Here is a 16893-nt window from a genome sequence, read left to right on the forward strand (position 1 = left end):
TGCGACACGGAGCCTGCGCGCTGGACTTGCCGCCCCGCGCCCGTCACAGTGGAGCGCGCCGGTCGCCCTCGGGACGTGCGGCGGAGCGAGCAGGACGAGACGGAGGCGCACGTGGCACTGAACGGCGGACGCGAGGTGCGCATCGACGCCCCCATGATCTCCGGTGCCATCGCCGCCCTCGGTGCCCTCGCCAGCGGCGTCGCCCTCACGGTGGTGCCGGCCCTCATCGCCGAGATCGGCGCGAGCAGGTCCTCGCCCGGCACGCTGCGCGCGATCCTGATGGGCCTGGATGCCCTGGTGCTCGGTCACGGCGGGAGCGTCGTGCTGCAGGCGGGCTCCGTGACCGGATCGATCTCCCTGATGCCCGTGGGGCTGACCCTCGTGCTGCTCGCCCTGATCACGCTGGCCGCGCGCCGCGCCACCCGCCGTCTGCGGCCGGTGGACGCCGACGGAGCCCTGCGGGCCCGGGCGTTCCGTGACGGCGGCGCCTGCCTGGGCGCCCTGGTCATCGTCTACACCGCCGGGCTCGGCGTGCTGGCCGCGATCGCCCGCGGCACCCTCGTGCACGCCGTGGTGCCCTCCGCCATCGTCTCCGGCGCGCTGATCGCCGTCATCGGCAGCCTGACCGGAGGGCTCCTGGCCCTGCGCCGACCCGCGGCGGAGGGGCGCCCCGCGGTGCGCGTGCTGGCGCTGCTCCCGTCGCCCTACGACGCGGTCGCCCGGGCCCTCCTGCTCACCCTCGCGGGCTTTGCCGCCTCGGGGGCCCTGCTCACCGTGGTGATGATCGGCCTGCGCTTCGGCCACGTTGCCTCCCTCCACCAGTCGCTGGACCCGGGAGTGCTCGGGTCCCTCGTGCTGTTCCTCCTGCAGCTCGCCTTGCTGCCGCTGATCATGGCGTGGGTGCTCGTGATCCTGCTCGGCGGCAGCATCACCCTGGGCGCGGGCAGCGTGATCTCCCTCGGAGGCGCCAGCACCCCGGTGATGCCCGCGCTCCCGCTGCTGGGCATCGTGCCCGAGCCGGGGAAGGCACCGGGCGTCATCTGGCTGCTGGTGGCGCTGCCCGTGGCCGCGGTCGTGCTGGGTGCCGTGCGGCTGTGCCGCGACCTCGCCGGCGCCGACATCCGCGGCAGACTGACCGCTCTCGGCGTCTTCGCCGGCTCGCTCGTGGTCCTCACCCTGCTGATCGCCGGGCTGGTCACCGGCGGGATCGGCGACGGTGCCCTGGACACTCTCGGCCCGCAGCTCGGATCGCTCGCCCTGCCGCTGCTGGGGATCGTCGCACTGCCCACCGCCGCGGTCGCCGCGGTGTATCTGACCCCGGCCCTGGACTGGCTGCACAGGACTCGCAGGGACCTGCGGGAACGGGTCGAGGAGTCGGAGTCCCGCGAGAGCGACGGAGGCGGGACGGCGGAGGAGTCCGAGAGGACCGGGACTCCCGAGGGCACCGGGACGGCCGAGAAGGCGCGGCCGGCGGAGCACGGGCTCAGGAGCCCGTCAGACCCTCCATCCAGCTGACCACCGAGTTCTGGACCTCGTCCTTGCAGGAGTCCTGGGCCTGCTGCGTGAGCGCGTCGTCCCGGCAGGTCTCGAGCTCGGACATCGGGCCGTAGAACAGCAGCCCGGTCACCGAGCCCAGCACGATCATCAGCACGGCGGGCAGCCCGACCAGACCGGTCACCACCGCCATCACCGGCCGTCCGTCGCTCCAGGCGGCGATCACGAGCATCACCAGCAGCACCGCGGTGATCACTCCCGCGATCCCGGACAGCAGCGACCACGGCAGCGGCAGCAGCATCAGCAGCCACGAGCACAGCAGGCCCAGGAGCAGACGGCTCAGCCTGCGGCGGTAGAGCCGGGCGGACTCGGGCACGGCATCGGCGGGGTCTGGGGCGGGGCTGCTCACCCCTCCATTGTGCCTGCTCGTCCAGGGGCCACGGACAACGGCATGGCCACGGGCGGATCGCCAGTAGGGTGTGGGCGTGGCACCCGCGCGCATCGTCGTCCTGATCTCCGGCACCGGCAGCAATCTCGCCGCTCTCCTCGAGGCCCAACGCTCCGACGCCGAGGCGTCGGCCGGCTCCGCGCAGGAGCGCGGTTCCTACGAGATCGTCGGCGTGGTCGCCGATCGTGACGCCGCGGGCCTCGCCCACGCCGCAGAAGCCGGCATCCCCACCTCCGTGGTCAGGCTGAAGGACCACGCGGACCGTGCCGCGTGGGACGACGCCCTCGCCCGCGAGGTGTCCGCCCTCGCCCCGGACCTGGTGGTGCTGGCCGGCTTCATGAAGCTCATCGGGGCGCCGCTGCTGACCGCGCACCCGGGCCGCATCATCAACACCCACCCGGCGCTGCTGCCGTCGTTCCCCGGTGCCCACGGCGTGCGGGACGCCCTGGCCCACGGCGTCAAGGTGACAGGCGCGAGCGTGATCGAGGTCGACCCCGGCGTGGACACCGGTCGGATCCTCGCCCAGCGGGCCGTGGACGTGCTCGACGGGGACACCGAGGAGTCGCTCCACGAGCGCATCAAGGCCGTCGAGCGCGAGATGCTCGTCGAGGTCGTGCGCGAGCGGGCGTGCTCCCTCGCACGCTGATCGAGGTTCCGGGGCGGCCGGCCCCCTCGGTACACTGGCACCACACGACTGGCGCAGGTGGGCACACCACCGGGGAGTGACGTTCGTGGGCATCGACCGCCTGGGTGCCCGCAGCCGAGAGCCGATGCACGATCGCATCGCTTCGACCTGCGAGGAGAACGCTCCGTGAGCACCACCACCCGCCGCCCCATCCGCCGCGCCCTGGTCTCCGTCTTCGACAAGACCGGCCTCGTCGATCTCGCCCGCGACCTCTCCGCGGCCGACGTCGAGATCGTCTCCACCGGCTCGACCGCCGCGACGATCCGCGAGGCGGGATTCGCCGTCGTCGACGTCGCCGAGGTCACCGGCAGCCCCGAGATGCTCGACGGCCGCGTGAAGACCCTCCACCCCCGCATCCACGGCGGCATCCTCGCCGACCGGCGACTCGAGGACCACCGGTCCCAGCTCGAGGACCAGGGCATCACACCCTTCGACCTCGTGGTCGTGAACCTGTACCCGTTCGAGGACACCGTCGCCGCGGGCGGCTCCTTCGACGAGATCATCGAGAAGATCGACATCGGCGGTCCCTCGATGGTGCGCGGAGCCGCCAAGAACTTCGCCTCGGTCGCCGTCGTGGTCGATCCCGAGGACTATGCGCGTGCCGGGAGCGCCGCGAAGCAGGGCGGGTTCAGCCTCGCCGAGCGCCAGGAGCTCGCGACCATCGCCTTCGGCCGCACCAGCGAGTACGACACCGCCATCAGCGACTGGATGCTCGGCCAGCTCGAGGACCTCGACCTCGAGGACGAGCAGGCGGACGGCGCCGATCGTGCCCCCGCCGCAGCTGCGGCGGGGGAGAGCGGCACGGACGGGGACTCGGCGTTCCTGCTCGACATGGACGACCAGGAGGCCGCCGAGGCGGGGCTGCGCACCCTGCGCTACGGCGAGAACCCCCACCAGCGTGCACGCGTCGCGGTGATCGACGACGAGAACCCCGGCCTGGCCGGTGCCGAGCAGCTCGGCGGCAAGGCCATGAGCTTCAACAACTACGTCGACGCCGACGCCGCCACCCGCGCCGCCTCCGACCACGACCAGCCCTGCGTCGTGGTGATGAAGCACAACAACCCGTGCGGCATCGCCGTGGCGACCGCGGACGAGGACATCGCCTCCGCCCACGCACGCGCCCACGGCACCGACCCGCTCTCGGCCTACGGCGGTGTGATCGCCAGCAACCGCCCGGTCACCCTCGCCATGGCCCAGCAGGTCAAGCCCGTGTTCACCGAGGTGATCCTGGCACCGGCCTACGAGGACGAGGCCCTCGAGCTGCTGCGCACGAAGAAGAACCTGCGGATCCTGCGGATCGACGAGCGGCCGCGCACGGGTGTGGAGATCCGCCAGATCTGGGGCGGCTCCCTGATCCAGGAGACCGACTCCTACCAGGCCGAGGGCGACGACCCCACGACCTGGACCCTCGCCGCCGGCGACGCCGCCGACGAGCGCACCCTCGCGGATCTCGTCTTCGCCTGGCGCTCCGTGCGCGCCGTGAAGTCCAACGCGATCCTGCTGGCCAAGGACCTCGCCGCCGTCGGCATCGGCATGGGGCAGGTCAACCGTCTGGACTCCTGCCGGCTCGCCGTCCAGCGCGCGAACACCCTGGGCGAGCACGCCGAGGGCGAGCAGGCCCCCGAGCGGGCCCGCGGAGCGGTCGCGGCGTCGGATGCGTTCTTCCCCTTCGCCGACGGCGCGCAGATCCTCATCGACGCGGGCGTCAGCGCGATCGTGCAGCCCGGCGGATCGATCCGTGACGAGGAGGTCGTCGAGGCCTGCCGCGCCGCGGGCGTCACGCTCTACCTCACGGGGACCCGCCACTTCGCGCACTGAGCGGCCGAGTTCACCCGCTCGACAGATGGCCCGCATACCCTGGAGGGCAAGCCGCCCCGGCGGCGCCCCTCCGGTGGCGGCGCCGGAAGTCCGAAGGAGAGTCCCGTGAAGATCCCCGACAACCAGAACCTCAGGGAGTACATCGAGCACCTGAGGGACGAGGGCTACACGGTCGCCGACGGTCACACGCCCGACCCGGATCTCATCGACCCGCAGGGCAACCCCGTGTACACCTGGCAGGAGGGGTACCCGTACGAGACCCGCATGGACCGGGACGAGTACGAGCTCGAGAAGTACCGCCTGCAGGTCGAGCTGCTGAAGTACCAGTACTGGCTCGAGGACAACGACCAGAAGTCGATCATCATCTTCGAGGGCCGTGACGCCGCGGGGAAGGGCGGGACCATCAAGCGCTTCACCGAGCACCTCAACCCGCGCACCGCGCGGGTCGTCGCGCTGAACAAGCCCAGCGACCGCGAGCGCGGGCAGTGGTACTTCCAGCGGTACATCCAGTACCTGCCCACCGAGGGCGAGATGGTCCTGTTCGACCGGTCCTGGTACAACCGGGCGGGCGTCGAACGGGTGATGGGCTTCTGCACCGACGAGGAGTACGAGGCGTTCATGAACCAGGCGCCCCAGTTCGAGCGGATGCTCGTGGACGCCGGCATCCACGTCACCAAGTTCTGGTTCTCGGTCTCCCAGCGCGAGCAGCGCACCCGCTTCGCCATCCGCCAGCTCGACCCGGTGCGCCGCTGGAAGCTGTCCCCGATGGACCTGGAGTCCCTGGATCGCTGGGAGGCCTACACGGAGGCCAAGGAGGAGATGTTCCGCCGCACCGACAAGAAGTACGCCCCGTGGACCATCGTCCGCTCGAACGACAAGAAGCGCGCACGCCTCAATGCCATGCGCTACTTCCTCTCGCAGTTCGAGTACGAGGGCAAGGACCACGAGGTCGTCGGAGCGCCCGACCCCAAGCTGGTCATGCGCGGCAAGAAGGAGGAGGCCGACGAGTAGGACCCGCCTCCACGCAGGACGAGCGCGGGCCCCCGGATCATCGTCCGGGGGCCCGCGCTCGTCCGCTCCGCCGTCCTCGTCCCGCTCCTCGGGACCGGCCCGGTGTCCCCGGGGCCGGAGGGAGGATCAGAGATCGGCCTCGGGGGTGGCGCTGTCGTCGGGCACCATCCGGGTGACTTCGCCCGAGTCGGTCGCCGGATCGACCCGCGGGATGCTGCCCGTGGTGGTCGGGCGGTGGGGTCGCGTCATCATGGTGGGGGAGAGGAGGTCGCTCAGATGCCCCTCCTGCACGAGCCCCTTCTCGAGCACGAGATCCCGCACCGGGCGTCCCGTCTCCAGGGCGCTGCGGGCCAGCTCGGTCGCCGCCGAGTAGCCGATCACCGGCACCAGGGCCGTGATCACGCCGATCGACCGCTCCACGTAGCCCTCGAGCACGTCCAGGTTCGGCTCGATGCCGCGCACGCAGCGATCGGCGAGCGTGGTCATCGCCCGGGTCATCGACCGGGTGGACTCCAGGATGTTGAAGCAGATCACCGGCTCGAAGGCGTTGAGCTGCAGCTGGCCGCCCTCCGCGGCGAAGGTGACCGTGGTGTCGTTGCCGATCACCTCGAAGGCGACCTGGTTGACGACCTCCGGGATCACCGGGTTCACCTTCCCGGGCATGATCGAGCTGCCGGGCTGCACGGCGGGCAGCCGCAGCTCCGCCAGGCCCGCGCGCGGACCGGAGCTGAGCAGGCGCAGGTCGTTGCAGACCTTGGAGATCTTCACGGCGATGCGCTTGAGCACGCCCGAGAACGTCACGAACGCCCCGGTGTCGCTCGTCGCCTCCACCAGGTCGTCGGCCACGACGAACTCGATCCCCGACAGGGCGGAGAGTTCCTCGGTCGCCAGCTGCGCGTACCGGGGGTCGGTGGTGATGCCGGTGCCGATCGCCGTCGCGCCGAGGTTGATCTCCGTGAACAGCCGTCCGGTGCGGTTCAGCCTCTCGACGTCCTCCGCGATCGTGGTCGCCCAGGCGTGGAACTCCTGGCCCAGGGTCATCGGCACGGCGTCCTGCATCTGGGTGCGCCCCATCTTCAGGGTCTCGCTGAACTCCTCGCCCTTCTCGCGCAGCGCCCCGATCAGACCGTCCATCGCGTCGGCCAGGCGCGGGAAGGACAGCAGGATCGCCAGGCGCACCGCCGTCGGGTAGACGTCGTTGGTGGACTGGGCGAGGTTCACGTGGTTGTTGGGGTGCAGGTGCTCGTACTCCCCGCGCGAATGGCCCAGGATCTCCAGCGCCCGGTTCGCGATCACCTCGTTGGCGTTCATGTTCGTGCTGGTGCCTGCGCCGCCCTGGATCACGTCGACGACGAACTGCTCGTGCAGGTGGCCGGCGGCGATCTCCTCGCAGGCCTGCTCGATGGCATCGGCGCGCTCGTCGTCGAGCGCGCCCAATCGACGGTTGGCCCGGGCTGCGGACTGCTTGACCAGGGCGAGGGCCCGGATCAGCTCGGGGAAGTGGGAGACCGGGACGTCGGTGATGCGGAAGTTCTCCTGCGCCCGCAGGGTCTGGATGCCGTAATAGGCCTCCGCCGGGACCTCCCGGTCACCCAGCAGATCGTGCTCCATGCGCCCGGGTGCAGCGGGTTCGGACGCGGACGGGATGGTCATCGGATGCTTCTCCTCGGATCGCGGCTCGGGCCGTCGTCGTCGACGGTCCGCAGCCAGCCTATCCACGTCCCGGCCGGCGCCGTGCACACCGCGGGGCACGGCGCGCAGGCGGTGTCCCGCCCGCGCGACGGCCGTACGATGGCGGACATGTCCGGAAGCGCGCCCACCTCACCCGCACCGCACTCGCCCTCCCGTGTCCCGCTGCGAGAGGGCCTGCGCCGGCAGCGTCTGCTGGCGCTGATCCTGGTCGCCCTGGCCGCAGCCATCGTGGTCGGTGCGCTCACCAGTGCCGTGCTCGCCGGGCGTCTGCTGGCCGGGCTGCTACTGGTCGTCGCGGCGCTGAGGGCGATGCTGCCCGACGGTGCCCTGGGCGCGCTCGCCGTGCGCTCGCGCGGGCTCGACACGCTCGTGTTGCTCGGGCTCTCGGCGGGGCTCGCCGTGCTCTCGGCCGCCCCGAACCTCTGACCCACCCGCGCCCGGGGGGCCGCCTGGGCGGACGGGCCTCAGGCCTCGGGGCCGCTGATCACCCGGACACCGCCGTCCCCGAGACCGTAGACGGCCCCCGCGACGACGATCGAGCCCTTCTCCTCGGCCTCGCGCACGATCAGCGAGCGCGAGCGGAGGTCCGTGAGCGTGCCCAGCACGTGCGTCTCGACGGCCTGCTCGGTCGGGTCCGCGGGGTCGAGGTGCTCCTTGACCTGATCCACCAGGATCGGCATCTCCCCGGGCAGGGTCGTGCCCTTCTGGATCGCCTCGACGGTCGCACCGACGGCCCCGCAGGACTCATGGCCCAGCACGAGCACCACCTGCACGCCGAGCACCTCGACGGCGAACTCGACCGAGGCCTGCATCGAGCGTCCCAGCACGTGCCCGGCGTTGCGGGCGACGAACAGGTCCCCGAGCCCCTGGTCGAACAGCAGCTCCACCGGGACACGGGAGTCCGAGCATCCCAACACCATCGCGAACGGTGCCTGACCGCTCTCCAGCGCGCGTCGGCGGGACTCGTCCTGGTTCGGGTGCTGGACGTCGCCCTCGACGAAGCGGCGGTTCCCTGCGAGCAGGTCCTGGAACGCCTGCAGCGCAGCGGGGTCCGGCGAGGCGGGGGCGGCCGATCCGGTCGCGGCTGAGAGGTTCACGGGGGTCCTTCCGTCAGGGGAGAGCATCCAGATCCGGACGGCAGTGAGCTCGGTGACGAACCTGGAGGAGGCCCGGCGCGTCGCGCGCGGGCGGGGCCCAGTGTGACACGATTCGTGCCGTGCCCACCGACATCGTCCGCCTGCACTCCGTGTTCGACCTCGCCATGCGCGTGGGCGAGGGGCTGCTGACCAACGGCGCCGCCGCCTCCGAGGTCACCGCCAGCGTGCTGAGGATCATCAGCTCGTCGGGTCTGCGAGACGTCGTCGTCGAGGTGACCTTCAACCAGGTCTCCCTCTCCTACCTGCCCGACGACTACTCGACGCCGTTCACGAGGATCCGCGCGACCGGGAGTCGCGTGCAGGACTTCGCGCGCCTGGCCGCCTTTGAAGAGGTCACCGAGCTCTACATCATGGGTGTGGTCGGGCTCGAGGAGGCGCTCGCCAAGGTGCGCACGATCCCGCAGCAGAAGTCGCACTACCCGCGCTGGCTCGCCTTCCTGGGGTTCGCCGTGATGGGAGGCGCAGCGGCCTTCAGCTTCGGCGGCACGATCCTCGTGGTGCTCACCGCGACGCTCGCCAGCGGTGCGCTGGTGGCGCTCACCGAGATCATGGCGGCACGGCAGATCCCCATGTTCTTCGGGCAGGCCGCCGGCGGGTTCATCGGCGTCGCCGTCGCCGTGATGCTGCACGTGGCCGCGCCCGCTCAGAACTCCGCGATCGTGGTGGTCGCCTGCATCATCGTTCTGCTCGCCGGGTTGGCCTCGATCGGTGCCATGCAGGATGCCGTGACCGGCTGGTACGTCACCGCCTCCGCGCGCATCCTGGAGACGCTGATGCTGACCGTCGGCATCGTGGTGGGCGTGCGGCTGGGACTGCTGCTGACGATCCTGCTGGGGATGAACATCTCCGTGGACGCCTCCCCTCCCCTCAGCCTCGCGTCGGGCGTCGCGGCAGCGGTCGCGGGCGCGGTGATGGGCCTCGGCTTCGCCGTGGGGACGTACACCCCGGTGCGTGTCCTGGGGTGGATGTCGCTGGTCGCCTCGGTCTCCGCGGTCGTGGTCTACCTGCTCAGCCACTTCGTGGTCGACCGCGTCTGGGGATCCGCTGCGGCGGCCTTCGTGGTGGGGACGATGGCCGTGCTGATCGCCCGACGCGTGCGCGCCCCCGCCCTGGCGATGATCATGGGCGGCATCATCCCCCTGGTCCCCGGCAGCCGCATCTACCGCGGACTGCTGTCGCTCAGCGAGGACATCAGCGCAGGGGCGGCCGAGCTGTTCGCCGCCGCGGAGATCGCCGTGGCGATCGCGGCCGGGGCGGTGCTCGGGCAGCTCCTGGCCTCGCGCTTCCTCTCCCGGCGCGGCGGGGCCGGCTGGGCGTACACGCCCGTGGTCTCCACGCCCTTCCAGACCCCGCGCCGCAGGCGCCTCACCCTTCCTCACCGCAGGCGCCGTGACGCCGGCATGGTCGAACCCTCTACGATGACCGGAGAGATGTCGGCCCTGCCGCCCTCGGTCCTCCACGACCTCCAGCAGGAGCTCGATCTCGAGGACCCCACGAGCGGTCCCGGTGGTGCCGACGCCCCCGACGGCGCGCGACGGAGCGACGCCCTCACTCAGGAGGATCGATGACCCCCACCCTCATCGCCACCGGCTGCTACTCGAGCGCGGGAAGCGGCCGCGGCCGTGGGATCGAGCTCCTGGAGTGGTCGCCGGAGCAGGGCGCGCGTGTCCTCGCCACGGTGGATCTGCCCGATCCCTCCTTCGTGATCTGGAGCGCCGACGGCACGCTCCTGCACGCCGTCCTGGAGACCTCGCCGACCCGCGTGGTGACGCTGCGGCCGGGCGCCGACGCGGCCTCGCTCGAGGTCATCGCCGACATCACCCTGCGTGGCGAGGGCGGCTGCCATCTGGCTCTGGGGCCCGACGGGCGCACCCTGATCGTGGCGGAGTTCGGCTCGGGGACCGTGGAGACGATCCTGCTGGACGAGGACGGCGTGCCCGCCGAACTCATCGACCTGGACGATCACCACGACTTCGCGGAGGGGCGCACGCCCCATCCCCATCAGAGCGTGCTGCTGCCGGAGAGCGATCTGATCGCCATCACCGACCTGGGACTCGACCGCGTCCTGCTGTACCGGCAGGACCGGCTGGACGGCCACATCGACCTGGCCGCCGAGCTCGCCCTGCCCACCGGCAGCGGGCCGCGCCACCTGGCCGCCGACCACGAGAGCTCCGAGCTGCACATCTCGTGCGAGCTCTCGGGGAAGGTCGCGACCGCGATGCGCAAGCCCCCGGGGACCGGTGAACGCTCGTTCGTGGGCGACGGGTCGTCGATCGAGAGCACCTGGGACGTGACCTCGAACGTCGCCGCCAGCGGCATCGAGGGCGAGAACGCGGTCTCCCACCTCGAGCTCTCGGCCGACGAGCACCATCTCCTGGTCGCCAACCGGGGCCCGAACACCCTGAGCGTCCTCGACCGCGGCCAGCAGGCGCCGCAGCTGCTCGCCGAGATCGGCGTCGGCGCCCACCCCCGCCACTTCACCCAGACCCAGGGCCATATCCTGGTGGCCGCTCAGGAGGCGGACCGCATCGACGTCCTGCGCCTGGACGGCGGCGACCTCGAGGTCGCCGCCGAGCCGATCCCCTCGGCGTCGGTCAGCTGTCTCGCCCCGCGCCCCTGAGACGCGCCCCCCGAGAGGCGCACGCCCCGAGCTGCGCACCACCCGAGCACGAAGGAAGCCCCTCACCATGCCCAGTGACGCCGTCATCCTCGAGGCCCCCGACCGCCGTGACACCGTCGAATCGACCGCACGAGCGTTCATCGAGGCCTACGGATACCAGCCCGACGGCGTGTGGTCCGCCCCCGGCCGCGTGAACATCATCGGCGAGCACGTCGACTACCAGGACGGTCTGTGCCTGCCGATGGCGATCTCGCACCGCTGCTTCGTCGCCGCCGCGCGCACGCCCACCGACCTGGTCCGGGTCCGTTCGGCGCAGAGCGAGATCGTCTTCGAGGGAGACGCCTCGCAGCTGGAGCCGGGCAACGTCGAGGGCTGGCACGCCTACGTCACCGGCGTGCTGTGGGCACTGCGCCCGTTCATCAGCGGCGGCGAGCAGCAGGGCGTGGACCTCTACATCGACGGCCGCGTGCCGCTGGGGTCGGGGCTGTCCTCGAGCGCCTCGCTGGAGTGCGCGACGGCCGAGGCGCTCGAATCGCTGCTGAGCCTGGACACCACCCCGCTCGAGCGGGTGCGCGCCGCGATCGCCGCCGAGAACGATTTCGTCGGTGCCTCCACAGGAGGGCTGGACCAGGCCGCCTCGGTGCTCTGCTCCGCGGGTCAGGCCCTGCTGCTGGACTGCCGCGACTTCTCGACCACCCCGGTGCCCTGGGATCTGGCCGGGCAGGGGCTCGCGCTGCTGATCACGGACACCCGCGCCGAGCACTCCCACGCCGACGGTCAGTACAGCGCGCGGCGTCGTGACAGCGAGCGCGCGGCACGGACGCTGGGCGTGAAGACCCTGCGGGACGTCGAGCCCTCCGGTCTCGAGGACACCCTGGCGCAGATCGACGACGAGGTGGTGCGTCGGCGTGCGCGCCACATCGTCACCGAGATCCAGCGCGTGCGGGAGACCTACGAGTTGCTGGGCGCGGGCAGCGTCCGCGAGAACGTCCAGCGCCTGGGCGAGCTGTTGAACGCCTCCCACGACTCCCTGCGCGAGGACTACGAGGTGACCGTCCCGGCCCTCGACGTCGCCGTCGAGGCGGCTCGCACGGCCGGCGCGCACGGCTCCCGCATGGTCGGCGGCGGCTTCGGCGGCTCCACGATCGCCCTGGTCGAGGCCGACGAGGCCCAGACCGTCGCCCAGGCGATCGCCGACGCCTTCGAGCGCGACGGGCTCGGCTCCCCGGAGTTCTTCCTCGCGCTGCCCGAGGACGGGGCCGGCCAGGACCTCTGATCCGGTCCTCAGCCCCGGCGTCGGCAGCGGCCCCTCGCGCCGTCGTCGACCGCGCTCGGGGTCAGGGCCGCGGCGGCGGGGGAGTGGCCAGCCAGGCCTCCACCCCGGCGAGCATCCGCGCGATGGTGGCCTCGTCGGCCCGCGAGAGCCGGATCGAGTCCGCTGCGAGCGCCGCGAGCTCCTCGTCATCGAAGCCGGCGTCGCGGGCGATCTCGTACTGGTCCAGCAGGCGTGAGCCGAACAGGAGTGGGTCGTCGGCGCCCAGCGCTATCCGGGCCCCCGCCTCACGCAGGCGTCGCAGGGGGACGTCGAGCGGAGAGGCGTAGACCCCGAGCGCCGCATTGGAGGCGGGGCACACCTCGAGGCCGATCCCGTTCTCGACCAGGGAGTCCAGCAGTGCGGGATCGTCGGCCGCGCGCACGCCGTGGCCCAGCCGGTCCGGTCGCAGATGCTCGATGACCTCGCGCAGGTGCGAGGGACCGAGCAGCTCGCCGCCGTGGGGGACCGCCGCGAGCCCTGCGTTCCGGGCGATGCGGAAGGCCGGGGCGAAGTCGGAGGTCTCCCCGCGGCGCTCGTCGTTGGACAGCCCGAAGCCCACCACCTGATCGGAGTGGTGGGCGGCGAGACGGGCGAGGGCGCGCGCGTCCAGGGGGTGTCGGGTGCGGGAGGCCGCCACGACGATCCCGATGCTCAGCCCGAGCTCCTCCTCGGTGCGCCGGGCCTCGTCCAGCACGATCTCGAGCGCAGGGGTGATGCCACCCACGTGGGGCGCGTACCCCGAGGGGTCCACCTGCAGCTCGAGACGCACGGAGCCTTCGGCGACATCGTCCTCGGCCGCCTCACGCACGATCCTGCGCATCGCGGCCTCGCCGTCGACCACGTGGCGCGCGGCGTCGTACTGGCGCTGGAAGCGGAACCAGCCGCGGTGCGTGGCATCGACCTGGAGCGCCTCGTCCTCGTGCAGGATCCGCGGCAGACGGATGCCGCGCTCACGCGCCATCTCGACGAGCGTGGACCGCCGCATCGACCCGGTGAAGTGCAGGTGCAGATGTGCCTTGGGCAGGGCGCGCAGGTCCCGCAGCACGGGCCTTGCGTCCGGCGCGGCCACGTCGCCGTGCGGCGCGGCCACGCCGTCCTGCGGTGCGGCCACGTCACCGCGCGCTGCGGCCCGTCGGCCATCCGGTGCGGACGGCTGCCCGTCCCACCCGGAGCTCATGACCGGCTCACTCGTCCAGCAGCGCGATCAGCCGATCCATGCCCTCGGCGAGGTCGTCGTCGGCCAGGGCGTAGGAGAAGCGGAGGTGGCCGGGTGCACCGAACGCCTCGCCGGGGACCGCGGCGATCTCCGCATGGGTCAGGATCGCCTCGGCGAGCTGCGTGCTCGTGGTCACCTCGGTGCCGCGGATGCTGCGGCCCAGGACGCCGGAGACGTCGGGGAACGCGTAGAACGCGCCCTCCGGCGTAGGCACCGTGAAGCCGTCGACCGCGGCGAGCTTCTCGAGGATCGAGCGGCGGCGACGGTCGAAGGCCAGGCGCATCTCCTCGACGGCGTCCATCGGCCCGTCCAGGGCCGCGAGCGCCGCCCTCTGGGCGATGTTGTTGACGTTGCTGGTCAGGTGGGACTGCAGGTTCGAGGCGCCCTTGACGATGTCCTTCGGGGCGATCATCCAGCCCACGCGCCATCCGGTCATCGCGAAGGTCTTGGCGACACCGTTGAGCAGGATCGTGGTGTCGGCGAGCTCGGGCACGGCGTCCAGGATCGAGGTGAAGGGGACGTCGTCGTAGGTGAGGTGCTGGTAGATCTCGTCGGAGATCACCCAGATCCCGTGCTCGAGCGCCCAGCGTCCGATCTCCGCCAGCTGCTCCCGGCTCATCACCGAGCCGGTCGGGTTCGAGGGCGAGCACAGCAGGATCGCGCGGGTGGAGTCCGTGCGGGCGGCCTCCAGCTGCTCGAGGGTGGGCAGGTAGTCCTGGTCGGCGCCGGCGAGCACCTCGACCTCGCGGGCGCCTGCCAGCCGGATGGCCTCGGGATAGGTGGTCCAGTAGGGCGAGGGGAGGATCACCTCGTCGCCCGGATCCAGCACGCTCGCGAACGCCTCGTAGACCGCCTGCTTGCCACCGTTGGTGACGAGCACCTGGGAGGGGTCGACCTCGATGCGGTCGGTGCGCAGGGTCGCCGCGGCGACCGCCTCCCGCAGCTCCGGGAGACCGGCGGCCGGGCTGTAGCGGTGGTTGCGGGGATCCGCGGCGGCCGACTGCGCTGCCGAGACCACGTGCTCGGGCGTCGGGAAGTCGGGTTCCCCGGCGCCGAACCCGATCACCGGTCGGCCCTGGGCCTTGAGCGCCTTCGCCTTCGCATCGACCGCGAGGGTGGCGGACTCGGCGATCGAGCCGATCCGCTTCGACAGTCGACGGCCGGCGGGCGCGGGGCGGCTGGAGTCGGCGGGGCGGGTGGCTGGAGGCGTGTTCTCGTTCACGTCCCCCATCGTGGCAGAGCACGCAGTCCCGTGCCAGGCTGACCACCGGGTTCCCTCCCGTCGGCCGGACACGGACGATGCGCGGCCGCGGGGGAGGCGAGCACCGCGCCGCGCTCGGGGGCACGAGCGGGCATCCGATGTGATCCGGGACGCGGGGGATTCGCCCGCGGTGTGGGTCATGGGTATGCTGGTCGTCGGTCCTCACGGCCCGACGGCTCCGTGCCGCCCGGGTGCCCAGCAGGGGAGGACCTCGCGGGATCCGTCCCGCGAAGGGCAGTGGCGCAATTGGTAGCGCAGCGGTCTCCAAAACCGCAGGTTGCAGGTTCGAGTCCTGTCTGCCCTGCTCGTCCGACCGGACCCGACGTCCGGACGGACGCGGATGCACCCGATGAGATCGGACAGACCAGAGTGAGCTCCAGTCACACCTCTCAGGCGAACCCCACCGAGGGCCGCCGCAAGGACAACGGGTCCTCGAACCCGTTCGTGGCGATCGGCCTGTTCGTCCGTCAGGTCATCGCTGAGCTCAAGAAGGTCGTCATCCCGAGCCGCAAGGATCTCGCCGTCTACTCGGTGACCGTCCTCGCGTTCGTGTTCGTGATGATCCTTCTGGTGTTCGGCCTCGATTTCGCCTTCGGCTGGCTGTCGCGGACCGCCTTCGTGGTCCCGGACTCCGGGCTCTGAGTCCGCGCCGAGCGCGTGCGGGGCCGAAGCGCCCGACCCGATCCACAGCCGGAAGGAAAGCAGGTTCACGGTGGCGAACGACCAGTCCGAACCCTCCCAGGACTCCTACGAGGGCGTCGACTCCACTCTCGCGTTCTCCGCGTCCGAGTCCGGCCGTCCTGACGAGTCCGGCGATGCCGCCGACGCAGGCGCCCGCACCGATGCGGAGCAGCCCGAGCAGGCGGAGCAGCCCGAGACGGTCGCATCCGAGGAGCAGCCCGAGGGCGCCGAGGAGACCACGGCCGACGAGGCGCAGGACGCGACGAGCGAGGACGACTCCGACGCGAGCGCGGCCGAGGCCGGCTCGAGCGAGGGCGACGCCTCCACCTCCGAGGAGGGCCCCACCGCCGAGGAGCAGGTCGCTGCGCTCAAGCGCCAGCTGCGCTCCGGCCTGGGCGAGTGGTACGTCGTCCACTCCTACTCCGGGCACGAGAACCGGGTGAAGACCCAGCTCACGACCCGTATCGAGACCCAGAACATGGAAGAGTTCATCTTCCAGATCGAGGTCCCGATGGAGGATGCGACCGAGATCAAGAACGGTCAGAAGAAGATCGTGCGGCGCGTTCGGGTTCCCGGGTACGTGCTGGTGCGCATGGACCTGACCGACGAGTCCTGGCGGGTCGTGCGCGACACCCCCGGTGTCACCGGGTTCGTGGGCAACGCGACCGATCCGACCCCGCTGACCTTCGACGAGATCTTCTCGCTGCTCGAGCCCAGCATCGGGCTGCCCGAGAAGAAGCGCTCCTCGTCGTCCTCCTCGAGCGGCACCTCGCGCGCCGCCGCCGCGCAGAAGGTCCCCGCCTTCGCCGTCGGCGAGTCCGTGACCGTCATGGACGGTCCGTTCGAGACCATGCCCGCGACGATCTCCGAGATCGACAGCGAGCATCAGAAGCTCCAGGTTCTGGTGTCCATCTTCGGACGCGAGACCCCGGTGGAGCTGGCCTTCGACCAGGTCGCCAAGATCTGATCGTCCGCCGGCTCGGCTGACCTGCCCGCAGGTCCGCCAGATGTGGGAGGAGCCGTGATGAGCTCCGCCCGGACCACGACACGAGAAGGAAGAGCAATGGCTCCCAAGAAGAAGATCGCGAGCATCATCAAGCTCCAGATCCAGGCCGGCCAGGCCACCCCTGCGCCGCCCGTGGGTCCCGCGCTCGGCGCTGCCGGCGTGAACATGATGGAGTTCGTCAAGGCCTACAACGACCGGACCGCCGACCAGCGCGGCAACATCATCCCGGTCGAGATCACCGTGTACGAGGACCGCTCGTTCACCTTCGTCACCAAGACGCCGCCGGCCTCCGAGCTGATCAAGAAGGCCGCCGGTCTGCAGAAGGGGTCCGCGACCCCGCACACCGACAAGGTCGGCAAGGTCTCGATGGACCAGGTCCGCGAGATCGCGGAGACGAAGATGCCGGACCTGAACGCGAACGACATCGACCAGGCCGCGAAGATCGTGGCCGGGACCGCTCGGTCCATGGGCATCACGGTGGAGGGCTGA

16 protein-coding genes, 1 tRNA gene and 1 riboswitch are annotated in these 16893 nt (G+C 71.5%); of the genes, 12 read left to right on the forward strand and 5 right to left on the reverse strand.

Annotation, left to right across the window (positions count from 1 at the left end):
• The first annotated feature begins 111 nt into the window (after nt 1-111).
• Complete coding sequence (locus DEO23_RS03885; RefSeq protein ID WP_133249830.1) at nt 112-1515, forward strand: cell division protein PerM; 1404 nt, start codon at nt 112-114, stop codon at nt 1513-1515.
• Here the strand turns inward: DEO23_RS03885 and DEO23_RS03890 are convergent.
• Entirely contained in the window at nt 1484-1903 is a 420-nt protein-coding gene (locus DEO23_RS03890) for a hypothetical protein (RefSeq protein WP_109274648.1), read from the reverse strand. The genes DEO23_RS03885 and DEO23_RS03890 overlap by 32 nt on opposite strands.
• Before the next feature lie 76 nt (nt 1904-1979).
• On the opposite strand from DEO23_RS03890, the gene purN reads away from it, so the two are divergent.
• The 3 genes from purN to ppk2 all read left to right on the forward strand — a co-directional run bounded on the left by purN (nt 1980) and on the right by ppk2 (nt 5456).
• On the forward strand, nt 1980-2588 hold the full coding sequence (purN, locus tag DEO23_RS03895) for a phosphoribosylglycinamide formyltransferase (RefSeq protein ID WP_109274831.1): 609 nt from the start codon (nt 1980-1982) through the stop codon (nt 2586-2588).
• A 34-nt stretch (nt 2589-2622) separates the two neighbouring features.
• A riboswitch (ZMP/ZTP riboswitch) is annotated at nt 2623-2701 on the forward strand.
• 52 nt (nt 2702-2753) lie between these two features.
• On the forward strand, nt 2754-4445 hold the full coding sequence (purH, locus tag DEO23_RS03900) for a bifunctional phosphoribosylaminoimidazolecarboxamide formyltransferase/IMP cyclohydrolase (RefSeq protein WP_109274649.1): 1692 nt from the start codon (nt 2754-2756) through the stop codon (nt 4443-4445).
• Between the two features lie 105 nt (nt 4446-4550).
• A complete protein-coding gene (ppk2, locus tag DEO23_RS03905) occupies nt 4551-5456 on the forward strand; it encodes a polyphosphate kinase 2 (protein WP_109274650.1) in 906 nt (301 codons plus the stop codon).
• 126 nt (nt 5457-5582) lie between these two features.
• Here the strand turns inward: ppk2 and DEO23_RS03910 are convergent, their stop codons facing one another.
• Entirely contained in the window at nt 5583-7109 is a 1527-nt protein-coding gene (locus DEO23_RS03910; protein WP_109274651.1) for an aspartate ammonia-lyase, read from the reverse strand.
• A gap of 147 nt (nt 7110-7256) precedes the next feature.
• Here DEO23_RS03910 and DEO23_RS03915 point away from each other — a divergent pair, with 147 nt between their 5' ends.
• Nucleotides 7257-7574, forward strand: a complete 318-nt coding sequence (locus tag DEO23_RS03915) for a DUF3017 domain-containing protein (RefSeq protein ID WP_240613193.1) — start codon at nt 7257-7259, stop codon at nt 7572-7574.
• Nucleotides 7575-7612: 38 nt separating this feature from the next.
• On the opposite strand, the gene DEO23_RS03920 is transcribed toward DEO23_RS03915, so the two are convergent.
• Nucleotides 7613-8245 carry a carbonic anhydrase gene (locus tag DEO23_RS03920; protein WP_240613194.1) on the reverse strand — a complete coding sequence of 211 codons (633 nt, stop codon included), beginning with the start codon at nt 8243-8245 and terminating at the stop codon, nt 7613-7615.
• Between the two features lie 119 nt (nt 8246-8364).
• On the opposite strand from DEO23_RS03920, the gene DEO23_RS03925 reads away from it, so the two are divergent.
• The 3 genes from DEO23_RS03925 (at nt 8365) to galK (ending at nt 12201) form a co-directional block, all read left to right on the forward strand.
• Entirely contained in the window at nt 8365-9873 is a 1509-nt protein-coding gene (locus tag DEO23_RS03925) for a threonine/serine exporter family protein (protein ID WP_109274653.1), read from the forward strand.
• Entirely contained in the window at nt 9870-10925 is a 1056-nt protein-coding gene (locus tag DEO23_RS03930) for a lactonase family protein (RefSeq protein WP_109274654.1), read from the forward strand. The genes DEO23_RS03925 and DEO23_RS03930 overlap by 4 nt, the downstream gene beginning before the upstream one ends.
• 67 nt (nt 10926-10992) lie before the next feature.
• Nucleotides 10993-12201: a galactokinase gene (galK, locus tag DEO23_RS03935; protein WP_109274655.1), complete on the forward strand. Its 1209-nt coding sequence runs from the start codon at nt 10993-10995 to the stop codon at nt 12199-12201.
• A 61-nt stretch (nt 12202-12262) separates the two neighbouring features.
• Here galK and DEO23_RS03940 read toward each other — a convergent pair whose 3' ends face one another.
• Nucleotides 12263-13282 carry an adenosine deaminase gene (locus tag DEO23_RS03940; protein WP_276309438.1) on the reverse strand — a complete coding sequence of 340 codons (1020 nt, stop codon included), beginning with the start codon at nt 13280-13282 and terminating at the stop codon, nt 12263-12265.
• A 142-nt stretch (nt 13283-13424) separates the two neighbouring features.
• Nucleotides 13425-14687, reverse strand: coding sequence for a pyridoxal phosphate-dependent aminotransferase (locus tag DEO23_RS03945; RefSeq protein ID WP_109274657.1), 1263 nt, complete (start codon nt 14685-14687; stop codon nt 13425-13427).
• Nucleotides 14688-14948: 261 nt separating this feature from the next.
• On the opposite strand from DEO23_RS03945, the gene DEO23_RS03950 reads away from it, so the two are divergent.
• The 4 genes from DEO23_RS03950 to rplK all read left to right on the forward strand — a co-directional run bounded on the left by DEO23_RS03950 (nt 14949) and on the right by rplK (nt 16893).
• Nucleotides 14949-15021 (forward strand) — tRNA-Trp (locus DEO23_RS03950).
• A 65-nt stretch (nt 15022-15086) separates the two neighbouring features.
• A complete protein-coding gene (secE, locus tag DEO23_RS03955; protein ID WP_165831711.1) occupies nt 15087-15359 on the forward strand; it encodes a preprotein translocase subunit SecE in 273 nt (90 codons plus the stop codon).
• Nucleotides 15360-15429: 70 nt separating this feature from the next.
• Nucleotides 15430-16365, forward strand: coding sequence for a transcription termination/antitermination protein NusG (gene nusG, locus DEO23_RS03960; RefSeq protein WP_109274659.1), 936 nt, complete (start codon nt 15430-15432; stop codon nt 16363-16365).
• A gap of 96 nt (nt 16366-16461) precedes the next feature.
• Complete coding sequence (gene rplK, locus DEO23_RS03965) at nt 16462-16893, forward strand: 50S ribosomal protein L11 (protein WP_109274660.1); 432 nt, start codon at nt 16462-16464, stop codon at nt 16891-16893.

Source organism: Brachybacterium endophyticum, assembly GCF_003130585.1.
In the GTDB taxonomy this organism is placed as follows: Bacteria; Actinomycetota; Actinomycetes; order Actinomycetales; family Dermabacteraceae; genus Brachybacterium; species Brachybacterium endophyticum.

Coding starts and splice junctions, on each gene's coding strand:
- DEO23_RS03910 (WP_109274651.1), bottom strand. CDS start 7,109: ATGACCATCCCGTCCGCGTCCGAACCCGCTGCACCCGGGCGCATGGAG.
- DEO23_RS03915 (WP_240613193.1), top strand. CDS start 7,257: ATGTCCGGAAGCGCGCCCACCTCACCCGCACCGCACTCGCCCTCCCGT.
- DEO23_RS03930 (WP_109274654.1), top strand. CDS start 9,870: ATGACCCCCACCCTCATCGCCACCGGCTGCTACTCGAGCGCGGGAAGC.
- galK (WP_109274655.1), top strand. CDS start 10,993: ATGCCCAGTGACGCCGTCATCCTCGAGGCCCCCGACCGCCGTGACACC.
- DEO23_RS03945 (WP_109274657.1), bottom strand. CDS start 14,687: ATGGGGGACGTGAACGAGAACACGCCTCCAGCCACCCGCCCCGCCGAC.
- rplK (WP_109274660.1), top strand. CDS start 16,462: ATGGCTCCCAAGAAGAAGATCGCGAGCATCATCAAGCTCCAGATCCAG.